Consider the following 16,387-nt stretch of genomic DNA (forward strand, 5'->3'; position numbering starts at 1 on the left):
ATAAAAAGAGAATTAAAACTAAATAACATTCTCTTTTTAAGATTAAATTATGCAAGGGGTATGGGGATGAGACAAATCAGGCCGGAGATAAACGCTTTCTTATTAGCGATGGCAGGGGCGACGGTATTAATGATTGGTATGGGTTATGGCCGCTTCGCTTTCACCGGGATCCTGCCGGTGATGTTAAGCGATCAGATCCTGACGCTGCGTCAGGGTAATCTGGCCGCCTCCGCTAATTATGCCGGATACCTGCTGGGGGCATTGTTGCTGGCGAAGGCAAAGCCGGAGCAGGCGAGCAGAATGAATATTGTCTCGGTCATTCTGACGTTAATTTGTCTGGCGCTACTGGCCTGGCTGCGTTCGTCGCTGGCTATCATTATCCTGCGCGGGTTGGCCGGGGTACTAAGCGCGGTAACGCTTATCTCCGCCTCCTTATGGCTATTGCAACATATGAAACATCATAACGGCGCGCCGGTGCTGTTTGCCGGGGTCGGGATGGGGATTTTTCTGTCGGCGGAGTTTATTGCCGCCGGTAAAGCGCAGGCGTTTAGCAGTCAGCAAATCTGGCTACTGTGCGCTATCACGGCGACGGTGCTGTTTTTATGCGCCTTGCGCGGGTTATTAAGCCCGGCGGATTCGCTGCTGGCGTTACACAGCGGACCCGCAACAACGATGCCGAGCAACGATGGGCGCACGAGCGATGCGGTAAAATTGCTGCTGATTTATGGCCTCGCGGGCTTCGGCTACATCATCACCGCGACCTATTTGCCGCTGTTTTTGCACGGCGCGCTATCGGGTATCGACCCGGTGCATCTGTGGGCGGTATTTGGTCTCGCGGCGGTACCTTCCTGTTTTATCTGGCACCAACTCGTACTGAAAATTGGCTATCAGCGGGCATTTTGTAGCAATCTCGTTATTCAGGCCTTCGGCGTGGCCTTACCGGCGTGGAGCCACTCATTCACCTTTTGTCTGTTGAGCGCGCTGCTGGTTGGGGCGACCTTCCTTGGGACGGTAACCATTGCCTTGTCAGAGGGCAAGCGGCTAAATCAGGCGGTAAAATTTAATATGATCGCCGCGCTCACGGCGACTTACGGCGTCGGGCAGATAATCGGGCCGCTGGTCGCCGATGCGTTATACAGCCTGACGGGATCGTTTAACCCTTCACTATTAACTGCCAGCGGCGTGTTGCTGGGAGCCGCCGGACTGGTTGCCTGCGGCCGGCGCCAGCAATAACTGGCGCAGGGCGTCGAGAATCGGCGACACATATCCGCGGCGCCAGATAAGCTGGGTGGCGGCCTGGGTGACGTATTGCGTCTGGCAGCCTGCGGGCAGCGTGAGCAGGGCCAGGACGCTTTCCGGGAGCAAACAGGCGTAGCGACCGGTGGCGACGTTAGCCATCATCGCGTGATAGGAGCTGACATCGACGATGTCCACGTGCGCTCCCGTCTGCTGCAGATATTCGATGCCGCGCTGGCGGTAGGTACATCCTGCCGGGAAGGCGGCAAAGCGGTAGTCGCGCCCATCAACAGGGGAGATCAGGACCAGCTGTTCGATGAAAAGCGGTAGATATTCAAGCGTCTGTGGGCATTGAAGGCTGCCGTCTGGACCGGCCGGCAGTGAAACCAGCGCGCAGTCCAGCGTTGCGTTTTCGACCAGTTCAGTCAGCTGACGGGTGGGCATGGTACGCAATGTCAGGTCGGCGTCCGGGCAGCGTTGCTGAAACAAAGGCAATATGGCCGGCAGGCGGCTGGCGGCACAGGCTTCCATCGCGCCGAGCTTTAACGTTCCCGCGGGCCGTGCAGGGTGCAGCGCCAGTTTGGCTTCTTCGGCAAGGCTTAAAATTCGCCGCGCGTAGCTGAGGAAGTTTTGCCCGGCGGGAGAAAGCAGCATCTTCTTGTTTCCGCGCACGAAAAGCTCGGCCTCCAGCTCCTCTTCTAGCTGCTGAATGCGCGTGGTGATATTGGATTGCGCGCGACCAAGTTGTTTCGCCGCCTGAGTGACGCTTTGGGTTTCGGCCACCAGTTTAAAGATCAGTAATGTGGTGTGGTTCATATTTTTCTTCTCAATATGACAATATTGTTGATCTTAACATCTTAAAAAGAGATGGTTAATGCCTCACATCGCAAATTGCACAGGATCGCCAATGAATCAGCATTTACCGCGATTACTTAATATTCGTTATCCGATTATTCAGGCGCCGATGGCTGGGGTGTCGACACCAGCCCTGGCTGCGGCGGTAAGCAACGCCGGGGGACTGGGTTCGCTTGGGCTCGGCGCGTCGACGGTTACGCAGGCGCAAGCGCTTATTGAACACACCCGACGGCTCACCGATCGTCCCTTTAACGTCAACCTTTTCTGTCATACGCCGTCGCGCCGCGATGCTGTTCAGGAAGCGCAGTGGCTGGCGCGGTTGGCTCCGGCGTTTGCCCGCTATCACGGCACGCCGCCGAAACAGCTTAACGAGATTTATCAGAGCTTCCATCAACATCAATCCATGCTCGATATGTTGCTTGAAGAGAAGCCGGCGGTGGTGAGTTTTCATTTTGGCGTGCCGTCTTCGGAGGTTATTCGCCGCTTCCAGCAACAGGGAACGGTGACGATGGCGTCCGCCACCTGCGTCGCGGAAGCGCGATTAATTGCGCAAGCGGGTATTGATGTCGTTATTGCGCAAGGGTATGAGGCCGGTGGCCATCGGGGGATTTTTGACCCACACGGCGACGATCGTCAAATGAGCACCTTCACTCTGCTTCAGGCTTTAAAGCAGGCTGTCGATTTACCCATTGTCGCCGCCGGCGGCATTATGCATGGGGCGGCGATAGCCAGCCTGATGCAGCTCGGCGCGTCGGGCGTTCAGCTGGGAACCGCATTTTTATTATGCCCGGAAGCGGGTATAGATAGTGGATATCGACAGGCGCTCACGCAAAATAGTGACGTTGTCACCTTTTTGACGGCGGCCATTTCGGGTCGGCCAGCACGCTGCGTTAAAAATAGCTGGAGCGAAATGGTGGCTTCATTCAATGAACGGGACATTCCCGCCTATCCGCTCGCTTATGACGCCGGAAAAGCGCTGGCGACGGCGGCAAAGGCGCAGGGCGACCATGGTTTCGGCGCGCACTGGGCGGGACAAGGGGTGGCGATGATCCGCGAAATGCCGGCGGCAGACCTGGTCAGGGTTCTGGTGGTAGAAGGCGGCCTGCAGTAGCCGCCTGCGAATGAGAACTTAGCGGCGATGGGCAAGCTGTCGTACCAGCCTGTCGCCGATCATTTGTACGCCCTGAACCATCACCACCAGAATCAGTACCGTACCGACCATCACCTGATCGTTAAAGCGCTGATAACCATAGCGAATCGCCAGGTCTCCAAGCCCGCCGCCGCCAATGACGCCCGCCATCGATGAAAAGCCAATCAGCATCACGATAGTCAGGGTGATCCCGGCAAGCAGGGTTGGTAGCGCCTCCGGCAGCAGCGATTTAAAGATAACGTGCCACAGATTACCGCCCATCGACAGAATGGCTTCAATGCGCCCGTAATCCACTTCATCCAGCGCGTTTTCGGTCAGCCGCGCGAAAAACGGAAAAGCGCCGATAGTAATCGGCACGACGGCGGCGGTGCTGCCCAAGGTGGTGCCGATGATAAGCCGCGTAAAGGGGATTAATGCGATCAGCAGCACGATAAACGGCAGCGATCGGCCAAAATTGATAATCGCCCCCAGCAGCGCATTCAGTTTCGGCATCGGCGCCAGGCCGTTGCGCCGGGAGACAAACAGTAACACGCCGACCGGCAGGCCGATTAAGATGGTAAACAGCGCCGCCAGCCCCACCATATAGAGGGTTTCAAGGCTGCCTTCCCATAATAAGGGCCATAAATCTTCCCAGCTCATGCGACTACGCATAAAGGCCTCCCGTGAAAGCCGTGGCGGGCAAGGAAATCTTGCTCCGCCTGCGGATTATGCAGTAACGACTGACGTAATCTGGACCACGGTGCCACCAGCAGATCGGCGATTTTCCCGCTCTCGATGACTTCGCCATGCTCCAGCAGCGCCGCGTGATCGCACAGCGTTTTGACGACTTCCAGCTCATGGGTAATAAGCACGATAGTCAGATTGAGCCGCTGATTGATATCGGCCAGTAACGCCAGCACCGAGGCGGTGGTTTCCGGATCGAGGGCGCTGGTTGCTTCATCGCATAGCAGCACATCCGGGCCGGCCGCCAGCGCACGGGCGATGCCGACGCGCTGCTTTTGACCGCCGGAAAGCTGGGATGGAAAGGCGGTTGCTTTATCCGCCAGTCCAACCAACTCCAGCAACTCGAGCACGCGTTCGCGGCGCGCACGTTTGTCGACACCGGCGATTTCCAGCGGTACCGCGACGTTGTCAGCCACGTTGCGGGCATGCAGCAGGTTGAAGTGCTGGAAGATCATTCCGGTGCGCAGACGGTGCTGACGTAAACCGGCTTTGTCTAACTGAGTGATATCCTGCCCGTTCACCACAATCCGGCCCGTAGAGGGCCGTTCGAGTAAATTGAGACAGCGGATCAGCGTGCTTTTGCCTGCGCCGCTGCGTCCGAGAATGCCATAAATCGCGCCTTTCGGGATCTGCAGCGACACGTCGTTCAACGCCGGTCGGCCTGTTCCGGCATAGGTTTTACTCAGCCCGACGACCTCAATCATGATTGCGGCGCTACCGGGATAACCGAGCCGTTATAGTTTTTGCGAATAAACTCGGCAACCTGCGGCGAGGTGAGATCTTTGGCCAGCGCTTTAATACGTGGGTCATTAGCCAACTGCGGCGTCGTCACCAGGATATTGGCGTAAGGGTTGTTGTTCGCGCTCTCCAGCCCTAACGCATCTTTCGCCGGTACCAGTCCCGCCTCCAGCGCGTAGTTGCCGTTAATAACCGCTAAATCGACATCGTCTAATGAACGCGGGATCTGCGGTGATTCAATTTCGAGGATCTTCAGATGCTTGGGGTTTTCCACGATGTCTTTCGGGGTGGCTAACGTGGTCGCCGGGTTGGTGAATTTAGCGCCGAGTATGATTAATCCCTGGCTTTGCAGCAGGAACAAGGCGCGACTGAGATTGGTGGTGTTGTTCGGCACCGCGACGGTCCCGTTTTCCGGGACGGAATTAAAGTCTTTGTGCTTACGGGAATAAATACCCAGCGGTTCAATATGCACTGTGGCAGCGACGGCAAAAGTCTTACCCAGCGCTTTTTCCTGGTCCTTCAAATAGGGAACGTGCTGGAAGTAGTTGGCATCAACATCGCCATTTGCCAGCAGTTCGTTGGCGTTAACGCCGCTGGTGAGTTCGACTACTTTGATATCGAGGCTGGGATCGATTTTTTTGATGTAATTGAGGATCTCAGCGTGCGGCACCGGGTCAGCGGCAACGCGCAGCGCGGCAGCCTGGGCGGATGTCCATGCCAGAGAAAGTGATAAAGCGACCCCTGCCAGTTTGAATGCGGCATATTTCATGTTGTTATCCTTATTAAATTAAACGATCAGTTGCTCAGTACGTTCGCGAAAAACATCCTGGTAATAACGTTCGGCGACGTCCGGGTGGGAACGCAGCCGCCCTTTGAGGTAATTCCAGCCAACATCCCGCAGCAGCGGATTTTGCGGATCGCTATCCGGGCCGAGCGCTTCCTGCGCCAGATGGGCGGGCAGGCGGTACACCGGCACCACGGCATCGAGCTGCGCGCCAAGAAAGAAGGCGATAGAGAGACGTTCCTGTTCTGCCGGCGGCGAGACCACGCGATGAACGGTGGCGCGCAGATAACCGTTAGTCGCCAGCTCAAGTAGCTCGCCGATATTCACCACAAAGCTGCCCGCCAGCGGCGTGGCATCGATCCAATGGTCCGGCGCGACTTCCACCTGCAGTCCTTTTTGCTCGTCCTGTAACAGGAAGCTTAAGAATCCGGAATCTTTATGCGCCCCAACGCCTTGGGCGCTTTTCGTTTCACGCTGGCCAGGGTAGCGAATCAATTTGATATGTTCATTCGGCTTATCGCCATACAGCGCGTCAAAGGCGTCGGCAGGCAACTGTAGCGCTTCGGCAAACGCGCGCAGCAAGGTCATCCCGACGCCGGTCATCGCCTGCTGCCAGCCCAGCAGAGTGGGTTTCAGCGACGGTAGCGCGGCGGGCCATAAATTCGGTCCCTGCAGGCGCTGCCAACGTGGCGCGTTTTCGGCGAGGGTTAAAGCCGGGCGTTCAGCGCCGATATCAAACTGTTCGCGCCAGTCCGGCTGGCCGCGAGTGAGCTCGGAAGCCGCGCGGTTATAGCCGCGAAAGTGCGGGGAGTGAATCATCGCCACCTGCTGCTTTTCGCTATCATCAAGGGCAAAAAAGCGTCGTGCCTGGCGTTGAACTTCAGTTTGCAATCCGGCGTCCACGCCGTGATTAATAAGATAAAAGAAACCAATATCGCGAGCGGCCTGGCGGAGGTCGGCAAGAAAACCGGCCTTTTCAGCAGGATTGCTATAGCGGGCCAGATCGAGAATCGGCAAAGTTGTGGCGTTCATTGTTTTCTCCGAAAACGGGGTACGGGTCATTGGCTTTAAAGTGATTCTGGGTTCGGCAACAACAACGGCGCATGATGATTTCCTCTGTCGGGTAGATGCGCTCAGCTTGCCTTAGCGCAATTTTTTCGACCAATAACGTTCTTTTCTAATTTATGTCCGCTGCGGGTTCAGTGCTTTTGCGAAAAACAGATAAGGAGTAGGGAAACTGCGTGGGTGTGATGTAAAAAAATGGCGGGATGTTGCATGATGCCGCCGCGGTCCGTATGGTGAGCGAAATTTTTCATGCAGGAAAGACAATGCACACGTCAAAAGATCCGCTTCACGGCGTGACGCTCGAAGCGTTACTCACTGACCTTGTGGCCAGATATGGCTGGGATGAACTGGCCAGACACATCAAAATCAACTGTTTCAAAAGCGATCCGAGCATAAAGTCGAGCCTGAAATTTCTGCGCCGCACGCCGTGGGCGCGTAAAGAAGTCGAAAACTTTTATCTCGATTCGCTGGAAGGGCTTATCGACAAATCTACCGCCTCTGCCGACGCTGGCCCGTGGGCCAACTGGCAGAAGAAGTAACGCTTATCAGGTTACCGCTTGTTCATTGACCCCATTGCGCAGCGCTCCCGGCGCTTTGCCGGTAATGCGTTTAAAGGCGCGGCTAAAGGCGGCGAGAGAGTTGTAGCCGAGGCGGAAGGCGACTTTTTCCAGCGCTTCGCCTTCATGGCTGATGTATTGTACCGCCAGGCGCATGCGTAATTCCGTCAGGTAGCGGGCCGGCGTGGTACCGGTGGCGGTGAGAAAACGTTCGGCGAACACGGAACGCGACAGTCCGGATTCGCGGGCTAAGTCCTCTACCTTCCAGTTGACGCCGGGCTGTTGATGCATAGCGTATATCGCGCGCGATAGCTTCGGGTCACGCAGCACCTGTACCCAGCCGGTGGCGTTACCGCAGCCGCATTCCACCCAGGCGCGGACGATCAGCGCCGCGACGACGTCGGCGAGACGTGCCAGAATACCGGCATAGCCCACCTGACGCGTCAGGGATTCACGCTCCATTGCCGCCAGCAGCGGCTGAATTTCCGGGCGGGTGCTTAACAGGCTACTGACCAGCATCACCTCCGGCATGGCCCGAACCAGCGGCTGCATTCCGCCTAATTCAAAATCCATACAGGCGCTGAAGATAACCGCATTTTCTTCGGTATTAACGCAGCCCGCGTTTTTAACGCAGGAAACCGTCCCGCAGACCGGTTTGCTGTCGAGCTCCATCACGTTCACCCGCGCGGCTTTGCTATCTGAGAGCAGAGCGTGCGCGTCGCTATTGGGAATAAACACGGCATCACCGCTCTCAAGCGAGAACTGTTTGCCGTTGCTCATTTGTAGCAGCAGCGGGCCGCGGCTGACGAAATGAAACTGCGCTTTGCCAGGAACCGAATTAAACTCCACGCCAAAAGGACGCGAGGTTTCAATCCGTCGGTATTTCACTCCCGACAGTCGCATGCCCTGTAACAGCTCGCTGGTCAGATCTAACGTTTGCAGGCTCATCTTTTTTCCGGACGAATAATCAATAATTGCAGAGTATGTATCATATATCGTCTTAACGGAAGCCACTAAGCTTGGCGAATGTTAATGATTCTGGAGAGATGTATATGAGTTCTTGCATTGTCGCTGAAGAGAGCGCAGTTAACGCCCGCCCGGCGTGGCGCGCCGTGTATGCGCTGGCGCTGGGGGTCTTTGGCCTGATCGTCGCTGAATTTCTACCGGCCAGTTTACTGACGCCGATGGCCAGCAGCCTTGGCGTCAGCGAAGGGATGGCCGGACAGGCGGTGACCGCCACGGCGTTAATCGCTCTGGTGACGGGGTTGTTGATTACCTCTGCAACCCGCAATATCGACCGTCGCTGGGTGCTGATGTTCTTTTCCGTATTGCAAATCATCTCCAGTCTGATCGTGGCCTTTGCCGGTTCACTGGAGTTCCTGCTGCTGGGACGCCTGCTGCTTGGTATCGCTATCGGCGGCTTCTGGGCGATGTCGACGGCAACGGCGATGCGGCTGGTACCGGCGGCGATGGTGCCGAAAGCGCTGGCGATTATCTTCTCGGCGGTGTCGATTGCCACCGTAGTCGCGGCGCCGCTGGGTAGCTACCTGGGCGCGCTCATTGGCTGGCGTAACGTCTTTATCATCTGCGCCGTACCGAGCCTGGTCGCGCTGCTGTGGCAGCTATGGGTACTGCCGTCGATGCGCCCGGAGAGCGCTGGCAGCTTTAGTACGCTTTTTAAGGTACTGCGGCGGCCGGGAATGGTTGGCGGCCTGCTGGCTTCGATTTTGATTTTTGGCGGACACTTCGCTTTCTTTACCTATCTGCGGCCGTTTCTCGAAACCGTGGCGCTGGCAAGCGTAGAAGGGGTATCGTTGATATTGCTGGGGTTCGGCGTGGCCAACTTTATTGGCACCTCGCTTGCCGGGCATCTGCTGGCGCGCAGTTTGCGGATGACGCTGGCGCTGGTTCCACTGGCGATGAGCGTGCTGGCGCTGATGATGGTGCTGTATGGTCATATTGCGCTACTGGATGGTCTGTTGGTCGCTCTGTGGGGATTTGCATTCGGTCTGGTACCGGTGGCCTGGTCAACCTGGCTTGCCACCACGGTACCGGATGAAGCGGAAAGCGCAGGGGGATTATTAGTCGCGGCAATCCAGCTGGCCATCAGCGCCGGGGCTGCCGGCGGTGGCGCAATATTTGATATTAGCGGCGCTAGCGGCGTATTTACCGGCAGCGGGCTGTTATTATTAAGCGCCATGCTGATTGTCTTTATTGGCGTCAGGGTGACGCCGCCGGTCAGTAACAATTAATTATTAAACGCGCCAACTGGCGCGTTTATTTTTCTTCAGGCGCAGCGAGTACTCATTTTATTTTTATAAAACGAGCGGATAGTTGATGAGTTGAAAACTATTTATGCTTTCCCGCATGAATGCGGTTGCTGGCCTCAGCGTTTTGTCAGGTGGCTTCCATCACAGATTGGGCGCTATGTTATTAATTATTCTGTTAAATAGCGTCTGTCAGTTGGTCAACGATAACTTTACCGCTGTTATCAAACTGGGTAATGCGAAAATTGACATTCCACGAGCGACGAGTATTAAATTTATCAAACAGGGAGACGCGGCCTTTTTTCTTACCCTCTTTATTGAGGATCACCCACTCAGTCACTTCGGTATACTGCTGGCTAGGTTGATGACCGCTTTGTTGTTCAACTAATTGGTCTTCAGAATCCAGTTTTAAATAATCGCGTAACATTTTGCACCTCTTTGTTAATGTTTTTTTAACGTTACTCCTTTTTTTGATTCTTTCAATCTGAATTTTTAATCGACAGTGGTAACTATTAGGTAGCAATCTAGCTGTTATATTTTCGGTAATACTCTGCTGAATCCCAGGCTCTTGTAACCATTCAGCACCACACCGACCTACGGAAGCGAAGCGATGGATGCCTCATCCAGCGGGAAGAGGTCCGTTGGATGTGGCATTGATTACCCGGTTTTTGGGATTGAGGTTATTCATCGTGCTGATGAATATTACATCACCGCTACGTACTTAATACCGTTATTGTTCTGTTTTAGCCTTTCCAGCGCCTGTGGGATCTCATCGAAACTGACGCTTTCTATCGGCGGCATCACCAGTTCGCCGCGGCCAATTTGCTGCAGCATGTTTTCCCCGGCCTGACGTAATCGACTCCACTGCCTCTGGGTTCCGTAAGGATGGATTGCCGCAAGCGCGACTTCATGCAATGAGATACTGGTAGTAAACGCCGGTAGCGGCGCGTGCTCGAGCCGGTCTTGTATACAGACCAGATGGCCGTAGTAGCCGAGCAACCCGGCAAGCGAAAGGGCATTTTGCTGATTTACGGTATCGAAAGCGGCATACAGCGATTTACCCGCCAGCGCGCGTTTTAGCTCCTGCGGCCAGGAAGTATGGTGATAATCAAAGGCCTGAATCACCCCACGAGCCAGTAGTTTCGGGTGATGCGTGGCGCTGGCAGTAACGTAGACGTTAGCGCCGCTCTCAATCAGTAATTGACTTAGCAGACTGCCGGCAGCGCCGCCCGCGCCGCTGACCAGTACATTCTCGCCAGCCGGATGGGGGATTTTCTGCGCTGCCTGCCACGCCGTCAGACCAGGGCATGGCAGCGCCGCAGCGGTGAGGTCGCTGATGTGGTCGGGAACCGCAATCACCGCTTGGGCGCTGACTAATGTATGGCGAGCAAAGCTACCGTCAAAACGCAGGTCGGTGTGATACATCACACGCGTGCCGGGGCGAAGGTGGCGGGCGTTGTGGCCAACGGCGGTAATCACCCCCATACCGTCGACGCCGGGGATCTGATCCTCCTGCCAGGCGTCGGAGAGACCAGCCATCAGCTTCCAGTCGACCGGATTAAGGCCAATAGCGCGGTTCTCGATCAGCACCTGATCGTCAGCGGGCGTGACTAACGTTTTCTCATGGCGTTCGAGCAGAAGCGGGGAGGCGTGCTTTTTCCACAGCCAGGCGTCGGTTTTTATCATTGTTTCTTCCTCTGGTGTTGGTGAGCGGTCCATTAAAACAAAATCAGAACTAAAGATAATTCCATAAATAGCAATTATCTATTGCGATTAGTGCTGTTTATTGCAATAGCATTCCATGAAACACTTTGCTCATATTTTCAACGTGATACCGCCCGGCGGTTGACGGAGTGACTCATGAGCATCGAAAAATTAACCCAGCAGCCGCTAACGATTGGCGTGGAACTGCCGCTGGACAATGACTGGTCGACCAGCGGACAGCTAAAACGGCAGCGTGACGGGCGACCGTTTGGCGTGCCGGATATGAGCGAGCACGCGGAGCGCATTAAACTGGCGGATACGCTCGGTTTTCGCGCCGCCTGGATCCGCGATGTTCCGCTTTACGATCCGCAGTTTGGCGATGCGGCTAACGTTTTTGAAGCTTTTACCTACCTCGGCTATTTATCGAGCCTGACGCAAAATATCTTGCTGGGTACGGCGGCAGTTGTGCTGCCGCTACGTCAGCCATGGCTGGTACGTAAAGCCGCCGCCACGGTGCAGGCGCTCAGCGGCGACCGGCTGCTATTGGGCATTGCCAGCGGCGACAGGCCAGTCGAATACCCGCTATTTGGTGAAGACTACGCCAGCCGCGGCGAGCGTTTCCGTCACGGCGTGAGCGTGCTGAAGGGCGAGACCGACCGTCAGCTGGAGCCAGGCCTGGAGTTGCTGCCAGCCAAACCGACCCCGCCGCTGCTGGTTGCTGGTTTGGCGCAACAAACGGCGCAATGGGTAGGCAGTAATATGGATGGCTGGCTTGCCTATCCAGGCCAGCCTGACGAGCACGTTAGCCGCGTCAAGCTGTGGCGCCGGGTAGCGGGCGAGAAACCCTATATCAGCTTTATCCATCTGGATCTGCAAGATGACGCCAATGCGCCGATTCAGCGCCATCGTTTCGGCATCAGCAGCGGCCGCCATGGTCTCATTCAGGAATTAAATGCGATGCGCGATGCCGGCGTGAACCATATCGGACTGCATTTTCGTCGCAACCAGCGTCCGCTGGCCGAGACGATGCAGGAGATTGGCGAACTGGTGCTGCCGGCATTCCATTATTAAAGTACGCCGTCACCGCCGTCTGAACACCAGACCTGGCCGGAGGCATACGAGCAGGCATCAGAGGCGAGAGTCACATACAACGGGGCGATCTCAACGGGTTGCCCTGGCCGCCCCAGCGGCGTATCGCCGCCAAAGTTTTGCACTTTTTCCGCCGGCTGTCCGCCGCTTGACTGCAGCACCGTCCAGTACGGGCCGGGAGCGACTGCATTGACCCGGATCCCACGCGGCCCTAACTGCTTGGCCAGCGATTTGGTGAATGCCACCAGACAGGCTTTGGTCTGGGCATAATCCAGCAGGATTGGGCTCGGTTTAAAAGCCTGGACCGAAGAAGTGTTGATAATCACGCTTTGGGCTTTGAGGTGCGGCAGCGCGGCTTTGGTTATCCAGAACGGTGCATAGACGTTGGTTTTGAAGGTCGCATCAAAATCGGCAGTGGTGAGTTGCTCAATTTTTTCACAGTATTGCTGACGTCCTGCATTATTCACAACAATATCCAAACCGCCAAGACCGCTTACCGCTTTTTCCACCAGCGTTTCACAGAAGGATTCCACGCGAATATCGCCCGGTATCGCCACCGCTGTACGGCCTTCCGCTTTAATAAGCGCGATGACGGCGTCCGCATCGCTCTGTTCTTCCGGAAGATAGTTAATGGCAACATCCGCGCCTTCGCGGGCAAAGGCGATGGCCACGGCGCGACCAATACCGGAGTCTCCGCCGGTAATCAGCGCTTTCTTACCCTGTAGCCGTCCTGACCCGCTGTAGCTGACTTCACCATGATCCGGTGTGGGTTCCATTTCGGCGGCCAGGCCGGGAGGCGTTTGCGGTTGATCGGGGAAAGGGGGTTGTGGCCAATGGTTGGTACGCAGTTTGTCATTATCCATAGCAATCTCCTTCACAGAAAAGAGTAATGATAGAAGGTATGCGGTTGTAGCGATAAATGTAAATCTTTGCCCAATGGGTATATTCCAGATTTTCTTTAGCCAACATACTGATATAAGGCGATTTATATGTGATTATTCATTTTATTATTTTTCGGATTATTCAATGAAATATTTAAAAATAGAATATTTAATCTTATTTACAGTTCTTTTTGCTCATTCGTCGGGCACTAAAAATTCTGGCTTTGCCGTCGCGTTTATTTCATCTGGTTAATATGATCTTAGCGAAATATTGGTTATTTTTGTCGTTCCGTTATTTATTTTTGTATTAATTATGTAACGACTGTTAATATATTTTATTTGAGTTGCATATTTCACTTATTGCTCCAGACTTAACTCTCGACGGCGATGATTTAGAGCGTCAAATCATCTTTTACTAACCCAGCTAAAAGGTAAATGTTATGGCAGAACACAGAGGTGGTTCAGGTAATTTTGCAGAAGACCGGGAAAAAGCATCTGAAGCCGGACGTAAAGGCGGACAGCACAGCGGCGGGAATTTTAAAAATGACCCGGAACGTGCATCCGAAGCCGGTAAAAAAGGCGGTAAAAACAGCCATGGCGGCGGCCGTAAATCCGGTGATAGCTAGCTTGTGAATATAAGTGATTTGATCTGGTAACTGCTGTTAAAAATACCCTGCGGGTCATCCGACCCGCAGTTTTTAAAAGGTGTGACTTATGAAAATACAAACCATTGAAGATATTTTTATCCATTTATTATCGGATACCTACAGCGCGGAAAAACAGTTAACCCGCGCGCTGTCTAAACTATCCCGCGCCAGCGCATGTGAAGAGCTACAAACGGCATTCAGCGCTCACCTTGAGGAAACGCAGGGCCATATAGAACGTATCGATAAACTTCTGCAACAGAATGATCAAATTCGCCTGAAACGGATGAAGTGTGTGGCGATGGAAGGGCTTATCGAAGAGGCCAACGAAGTGATCGAAGCGACGGAAAAGAACGAGATCCGCGATGCTGCGCTGATAGCCGCCGCGCAGAAAGTTGAACACTATGAAATTGCGGCCTACGGTACGCTGTGTACGCTGGCAGAGCAGCTCGGCTATAAAGCCGCGGTGAAACTGCTGGCGGAAACGCTGGAAGAAGAAAAAGACGCTGATATGAAATTAACGGACATCGCCGTTGGACACGTCAATCAGGATGCCCAACAGTCCGCTTAATCCTATCTAAGGCATCAGGCAAAAAAATGAGTCTTAGTCCGGTTGTAATAAAAAGGTGTCATCTCGTCGCGGCGATAATGTGGTTTGTACTGGCTATACCGTCGGTAATATGGTGGAAAGACAGTGTCCTGTGGGTCATCATTATTAGTATTTATGCAAATATTGTCGGCCACTTATCCGGGTATAGCGCAGCGCGAGCCGACCAGGCCGCAGAAGAAAATGAAGATAAGGCTGAAGAGTAATTATCTTGTTATAAAGAGGTTGTTATGACTGATATTGAAAATTATCACGATTGGTTGCGTGACGCGCACGCTATGGAAAAGCAGGCCGAATCGATGCTTGAATCGATGGTCAAACGCATCGACAGCTACCCGGAATTATGCACCCGCCTTGAGCAGCATCTTTTTGAAACCCGTCGGCAAATTACCGTGCTGGATGATATTATTGCGCGCAATAATATTTCCCGCTCGGTTCTTAAAGACTCAATGAGTAAAATCGCCGCGATGGGACAATCTATTGGTGGAATGTTTCCACAAGATGAAGTGGTGAAAGGGGTGATCAGCGGTTACGTTTTCGAGCAGTTTGAGGTCGCCTGTTATACCTCCTTATTAACCGCCGCGCAAAAGGTCAACGATCATGATTCGATTGCGGATTTAGAAAGTATTCTGGCGGAAGAGAGAGGCATGGCCGAATGGTTGCTGCAACATATTCCGGATATTACCGAGCAATATATTATTCGCTCCGAAACGCCGGGTTTTGATGCCAAGCGTTAGCGGCAAAAGGTCTGTAAATGCTTCGTCTCCTTGCTATCTTGTCGCGTATTAACGATAGCGCGCCGCCGCTAACGGCAGCAGGGCGGCAAATTACGTTAGAGATAAATTTTGACGCGCACTGTCAGTGTCCGTCGTTGACCCCGAGGCAGCAAATTCTGGTAGATAAACTGGCCAGACGCTCGAAGCCCGCGCAGAGAAAATAAGAGCTTATACCTCGGGTATGCTTCGGGCGCTCGTGATGTTCTGCTGATACGAGGGGGAATAATGCCTCGCCAACCGTGGTTTCAAAACGCTGTAATTTATCAGGTTGATACCTCGCTGTTTTATGATGCCAATGGTGATGGCTGTGGCGATCTGGCCGGGATAAGGCAAAAACTCTATTACTTACGTAGCTTTGGGGTGACGGTATTGTGGTTAACCCCCTTTTATCTGACGCCATTTCTTGATGACGGTTACGACGTGCAGGATCATCTGCAGCCCGATCCGCGTTTTGGGCAAATCAGTGACGTTATTCAACTGATTGATGACGCGCGGGAACTGGGGATACGCGTTATCATTGAGTTGGTTATCCAGCATACCTCTTACCGCCATAGTCGCCTCAATTGATCTGAACATGGCATTTCGCCATGGTGTATTGGTCATGAGTACTTGAGTATTATTGATTCATTGCTGGCTGGTGGTCGGAAATATCCGAGAGTACTTATTATGGCTAACAGGCGACATTATTTATTATGGCAATGGCCAAATTTCATGACAACGCTACAATTTATCATTCAATGCCGCAAAGTTGGAGGTGGTATGTATATTAATTATGTTACTGAAAAAGAAGAGGACGACCCGACACGGGCACCTGAGTCAGGCGATAAACAACCGGAACGCGATAAGTAACGTCTCTACGCTTCGGTCGGAATGATTGAAATCTGGCCGTTACGTTCGAGGATCGCAAATTTAATCTTCTCAAGTTGATATATACCATGGTGCTGTCGCGCGGCGAGCAATATGTCATCCACAGAGATATTGACCATTTTCATTTTATCGTCAGCGACAACACCATTTTCTACGATGATCGTCGGCGAACCATCAAGATAATTCTCTGCCTGTGAAAAGCGCTTCTTAATATAGCCAAATAAAATATCCACGCTGACCAGCGTGACAATAGTCAGCATTGAACCGGTAACAGAATAGTCGGTGCTGAGCATGGCCTGCTGGGTGGCCTCACTGATAATCAACAGTAAAATCAGATCAAAACTGGTGAGTTGCATAAGCGTTCTTCTGCCAGCAACTTTAAAAATAATCAATAAGATAAGATAGATTGCGACGGCTCTGAGCACCATTTCCATCGTTGTGGCT

The 16,387-nt window shown here is 53.7% G+C and carries 20 protein-coding genes and 1 pseudogene; 11 read left to right on the forward strand and 10 right to left on the reverse strand.

Going from position 1 to position 16,387, the window contains the following annotated elements; translation table 11 throughout:
• Positions 1-60: 60 nt before the first annotated feature.
• Positions 61-1,233 carry a YbfB/YjiJ family MFS transporter gene (locus ABLV17_RS22380; protein ID WP_348854643.1) on the forward strand — a complete coding sequence of 391 codons (1,173 nt, stop codon included), beginning with the start codon at positions 61-63 and terminating at the stop codon, positions 1,231-1,233.
• Here ABLV17_RS22380 and ABLV17_RS22385 read toward each other — a convergent pair.
• Entirely contained in the window at positions 1,168-2,052 is an 885-nt protein-coding gene (locus ABLV17_RS22385; RefSeq protein ID WP_348854644.1) for a LysR family transcriptional regulator, read from the reverse strand. The genes ABLV17_RS22380 and ABLV17_RS22385 overlap by 66 nt on opposite strands.
• A gap of 91 nt (positions 2,053-2,143) precedes the next feature.
• Here ABLV17_RS22385 and ABLV17_RS22390 point away from each other — a divergent pair, with 91 nt between their 5' ends.
• Positions 2,144-3,202: a nitronate monooxygenase gene (locus tag ABLV17_RS22390; protein ID WP_348854645.1), complete on the forward strand. Its 1,059-nt coding sequence runs from the start codon at positions 2,144-2,146 to the stop codon at positions 3,200-3,202.
• Positions 3,203-3,220: 18 nt separating this feature from the next.
• Here ABLV17_RS22390 and ABLV17_RS22395 read toward each other — a convergent pair whose 3' ends face one another.
• The 4 genes from ABLV17_RS22395 to ABLV17_RS22410 are packed head-to-tail and all read right to left on the reverse strand — an operon-like array spanning position 3,221 to position 6,518.
• Positions 3,221-3,880, reverse strand: a complete 660-nt coding sequence (locus ABLV17_RS22395; RefSeq protein WP_161798788.1) for a methionine ABC transporter permease — start codon at positions 3,878-3,880, stop codon at positions 3,221-3,223.
• Positions 3,877-4,668 carry a methionine ABC transporter ATP-binding protein gene (locus ABLV17_RS22400; RefSeq protein ID WP_213292570.1) on the reverse strand — a complete coding sequence of 264 codons (792 nt, stop codon included), beginning with the start codon at positions 4,666-4,668 and terminating at the stop codon, positions 3,877-3,879. The genes ABLV17_RS22395 and ABLV17_RS22400 overlap by 4 nt, the downstream gene beginning before the upstream one ends.
• Entirely contained in the window at positions 4,665-5,471 is an 807-nt protein-coding gene (locus tag ABLV17_RS22405) for a MetQ/NlpA family ABC transporter substrate-binding protein (RefSeq protein WP_348854646.1), read from the reverse strand. Before ABLV17_RS22405 ends, ABLV17_RS22400 begins: the two co-directional genes overlap by 4 nt.
• An 18-nt stretch (positions 5,472-5,489) precedes the next feature.
• Positions 5,490-6,518 (reverse strand): isopenicillin N synthase family oxygenase, encoded by a 1,029-nt coding sequence (locus ABLV17_RS22410; protein ID WP_087860825.1) that lies wholly within the window; start codon positions 6,516-6,518, stop codon positions 5,490-5,492.
• A gap of 296 nt (positions 6,519-6,814) precedes the next feature.
• Here ABLV17_RS22410 and ABLV17_RS22415 point away from each other — a divergent pair, with 296 nt between their 5' ends.
• Entirely contained in the window at positions 6,815-7,090 is a 276-nt protein-coding gene (locus ABLV17_RS22415) for a VF530 family protein (protein ID WP_047048980.1), read from the forward strand.
• Between the two features lie 6 nt (positions 7,091-7,096).
• Here the strand turns inward: ABLV17_RS22415 and ABLV17_RS22420 are convergent, their stop codons facing one another.
• The gene (locus ABLV17_RS22420) at positions 7,097-8,056 is read right to left on the reverse strand and encodes an AraC family transcriptional regulator (RefSeq protein ID WP_113373413.1); all 960 of its coding nucleotides are present in this window, start codon (positions 8,054-8,056) and stop codon (positions 7,097-7,099) included.
• Between the two features lie 104 nt (positions 8,057-8,160).
• Between ABLV17_RS22420 and ABLV17_RS22425 the strand changes: the two genes are divergently transcribed.
• Complete coding sequence (locus ABLV17_RS22425) at positions 8,161-9,360, forward strand: MFS transporter (protein ID WP_047079209.1); 1,200 nt, start codon at positions 8,161-8,163, stop codon at positions 9,358-9,360.
• A 193-nt stretch (positions 9,361-9,553) separates the two neighbouring features.
• Here the strand turns inward: ABLV17_RS22425 and ABLV17_RS22430 are convergent, their stop codons facing one another.
• Positions 9,554-9,802, reverse strand: a complete 249-nt coding sequence (locus ABLV17_RS22430; protein ID WP_015366686.1) for a hypothetical protein — start codon at positions 9,800-9,802, stop codon at positions 9,554-9,556.
• Positions 9,803-10,077: 275 nt separating this feature from the next.
• Positions 10,078-11,061: a zinc-binding dehydrogenase gene (locus ABLV17_RS22435; protein WP_348854648.1), complete on the reverse strand. Its 984-nt coding sequence runs from the start codon at positions 11,059-11,061 to the stop codon at positions 10,078-10,080.
• A 174-nt stretch (positions 11,062-11,235) separates the two neighbouring features.
• Here ABLV17_RS22435 and ABLV17_RS22440 point away from each other — a divergent pair, with 174 nt between their 5' ends.
• Positions 11,236-12,150: a TIGR03571 family LLM class oxidoreductase gene (locus ABLV17_RS22440; RefSeq protein ID WP_015366684.1), complete on the forward strand. Its 915-nt coding sequence runs from the start codon at positions 11,236-11,238 to the stop codon at positions 12,148-12,150.
• Here the strand turns inward: ABLV17_RS22440 and ABLV17_RS22445 are convergent.
• A complete protein-coding gene (locus ABLV17_RS22445; RefSeq protein ID WP_015366683.1) occupies positions 12,147-13,031 on the reverse strand; it encodes an SDR family oxidoreductase in 885 nt (294 codons plus the stop codon). The two genes, ABLV17_RS22440 and ABLV17_RS22445, sit on opposite strands and share 4 nt — an antisense overlap.
• Before the next feature lie 458 nt (positions 13,032-13,489).
• Here ABLV17_RS22445 and ABLV17_RS22450 point away from each other — a divergent pair, with 458 nt between their 5' ends.
• From ABLV17_RS22450 to ABLV17_RS22475, 6 genes and pseudogenes are all read left to right on the forward strand, one after another.
• Positions 13,490-13,675, forward strand: a complete 186-nt coding sequence (locus ABLV17_RS22450; RefSeq protein WP_004143718.1) for a general stress protein — start codon at positions 13,490-13,492, stop codon at positions 13,673-13,675.
• Between the two features lie 88 nt (positions 13,676-13,763).
• A complete protein-coding gene (locus ABLV17_RS22455; RefSeq protein ID WP_348854649.1) occupies positions 13,764-14,264 on the forward strand; it encodes a ferritin-like domain-containing protein in 501 nt (166 codons plus the stop codon).
• A 26-nt stretch (positions 14,265-14,290) separates the two neighbouring features.
• Positions 14,291-14,506, forward strand: coding sequence for a hypothetical protein (locus ABLV17_RS22460; RefSeq protein WP_032705768.1), 216 nt, complete (start codon positions 14,291-14,293; stop codon positions 14,504-14,506).
• Between the two features lie 24 nt (positions 14,507-14,530).
• The gene (locus ABLV17_RS22465; protein WP_015366679.1) at positions 14,531-15,037 is read left to right on the forward strand and encodes a DUF892 family protein; all 507 of its coding nucleotides are present in this window, start codon (positions 14,531-14,533) and stop codon (positions 15,035-15,037) included.
• A 264-nt stretch (positions 15,038-15,301) separates the two neighbouring features.
• Positions 15,302-15,628 (forward strand): annotated as a pseudogene (locus tag ABLV17_RS22470) (alpha-amylase family glycosyl hydrolase); the annotation flags it as partial.
• A 57-nt stretch (positions 15,629-15,685) separates the two neighbouring features.
• Positions 15,686-15,925 carry a hypothetical protein gene (locus tag ABLV17_RS22475; RefSeq protein ID WP_348854650.1) on the forward strand — a complete coding sequence of 80 codons (240 nt, stop codon included), beginning with the start codon at positions 15,686-15,688 and terminating at the stop codon, positions 15,923-15,925.
• A 5-nt stretch (positions 15,926-15,930) separates the two neighbouring features.
• Here ABLV17_RS22475 and ABLV17_RS22480 read toward each other — a convergent pair whose 3' ends face one another.
• Entirely contained in the window at positions 15,931-16,377 is a 447-nt protein-coding gene (locus ABLV17_RS22480) for a YetF domain-containing protein (protein ID WP_087860738.1), read from the reverse strand.
• Positions 16,378-16,387 lie beyond the last annotated feature (10 nt).

The sequence above is a fragment of the Klebsiella sp. CN_Kp091 genome, assembly GCF_040065095.1.
Classification (GTDB): domain Bacteria; phylum Pseudomonadota; class Gammaproteobacteria; order Enterobacterales; family Enterobacteriaceae; genus Klebsiella; species Klebsiella aerogenes.

What these genes read in the sequence shown, in the direction of transcription:
- ABLV17_RS22415 (WP_047048980.1), top strand. Translation starts at nt 6,815, where the DNA reads ATGCACACGTCAAAAGATCCGCTTCACGGCGTGACGCTCGAAGCGTTA.
- ABLV17_RS22380 (WP_348854643.1), top strand. Translation starts at nt 61, where the DNA reads ATGGGGATGAGACAAATCAGGCCGGAGATAAACGCTTTCTTATTAGCG.
- ABLV17_RS22445 (WP_015366683.1), bottom strand. Translation starts at nt 13,031, where the DNA reads ATGGATAATGACAAACTGCGTACCAACCATTGGCCACAACCCCCTTTC.
- ABLV17_RS22450 (WP_004143718.1), top strand. Translation starts at nt 13,490, where the DNA reads ATGGCAGAACACAGAGGTGGTTCAGGTAATTTTGCAGAAGACCGGGAA.
- ABLV17_RS22385 (WP_348854644.1), bottom strand. Translation starts at nt 2,052, where the DNA reads ATGAACCACACCACATTACTGATCTTTAAACTGGTGGCCGAAACCCAA.
- ABLV17_RS22465 (WP_015366679.1), top strand. Translation starts at nt 14,531, where the DNA reads ATGACTGATATTGAAAATTATCACGATTGGTTGCGTGACGCGCACGCT.
- ABLV17_RS22420 (WP_113373413.1), bottom strand. Translation starts at nt 8,056, where the DNA reads ATGAGCCTGCAAACGTTAGATCTGACCAGCGAGCTGTTACAGGGCATG.
- ABLV17_RS22400 (WP_213292570.1), bottom strand. Translation starts at nt 4,668, where the DNA reads ATGATTGAGGTCGTCGGGCTGAGTAAAACCTATGCCGGAACAGGCCGA.
- ABLV17_RS22430 (WP_015366686.1), bottom strand. Translation starts at nt 9,802, where the DNA reads ATGTTACGCGATTATTTAAAACTGGATTCTGAAGACCAATTAGTTGAA.
- ABLV17_RS22410 (WP_087860825.1), bottom strand. Translation starts at nt 6,518, where the DNA reads ATGAACGCCACAACTTTGCCGATTCTCGATCTGGCCCGCTATAGCAAT.
- ABLV17_RS22405 (WP_348854646.1), bottom strand. Translation starts at nt 5,471, where the DNA reads ATGAAATATGCCGCATTCAAACTGGCAGGGGTCGCTTTATCACTTTCT.
- ABLV17_RS22425 (WP_047079209.1), top strand. Translation starts at nt 8,161, where the DNA reads ATGAGTTCTTGCATTGTCGCTGAAGAGAGCGCAGTTAACGCCCGCCCG.
- ABLV17_RS22440 (WP_015366684.1), top strand. Translation starts at nt 11,236, where the DNA reads ATGAGCATCGAAAAATTAACCCAGCAGCCGCTAACGATTGGCGTGGAA.
- ABLV17_RS22435 (WP_348854648.1), bottom strand. Translation starts at nt 11,061, where the DNA reads ATGATAAAAACCGACGCCTGGCTGTGGAAAAAGCACGCCTCCCCGCTT.
- ABLV17_RS22480 (WP_087860738.1), bottom strand. Translation starts at nt 16,377, where the DNA reads ATGGAAATGGTGCTCAGAGCCGTCGCAATCTATCTTATCTTATTGATT.
- ABLV17_RS22455 (WP_348854649.1), top strand. Translation starts at nt 13,764, where the DNA reads ATGAAAATACAAACCATTGAAGATATTTTTATCCATTTATTATCGGAT.
- ABLV17_RS22390 (WP_348854645.1), top strand. Translation starts at nt 2,144, where the DNA reads ATGAATCAGCATTTACCGCGATTACTTAATATTCGTTATCCGATTATT.
- ABLV17_RS22395 (WP_161798788.1), bottom strand. Translation starts at nt 3,880, where the DNA reads ATGAGCTGGGAAGATTTATGGCCCTTATTATGGGAAGGCAGCCTTGAA.
- ABLV17_RS22460 (WP_032705768.1), top strand. Translation starts at nt 14,291, where the DNA reads ATGAGTCTTAGTCCGGTTGTAATAAAAAGGTGTCATCTCGTCGCGGCG.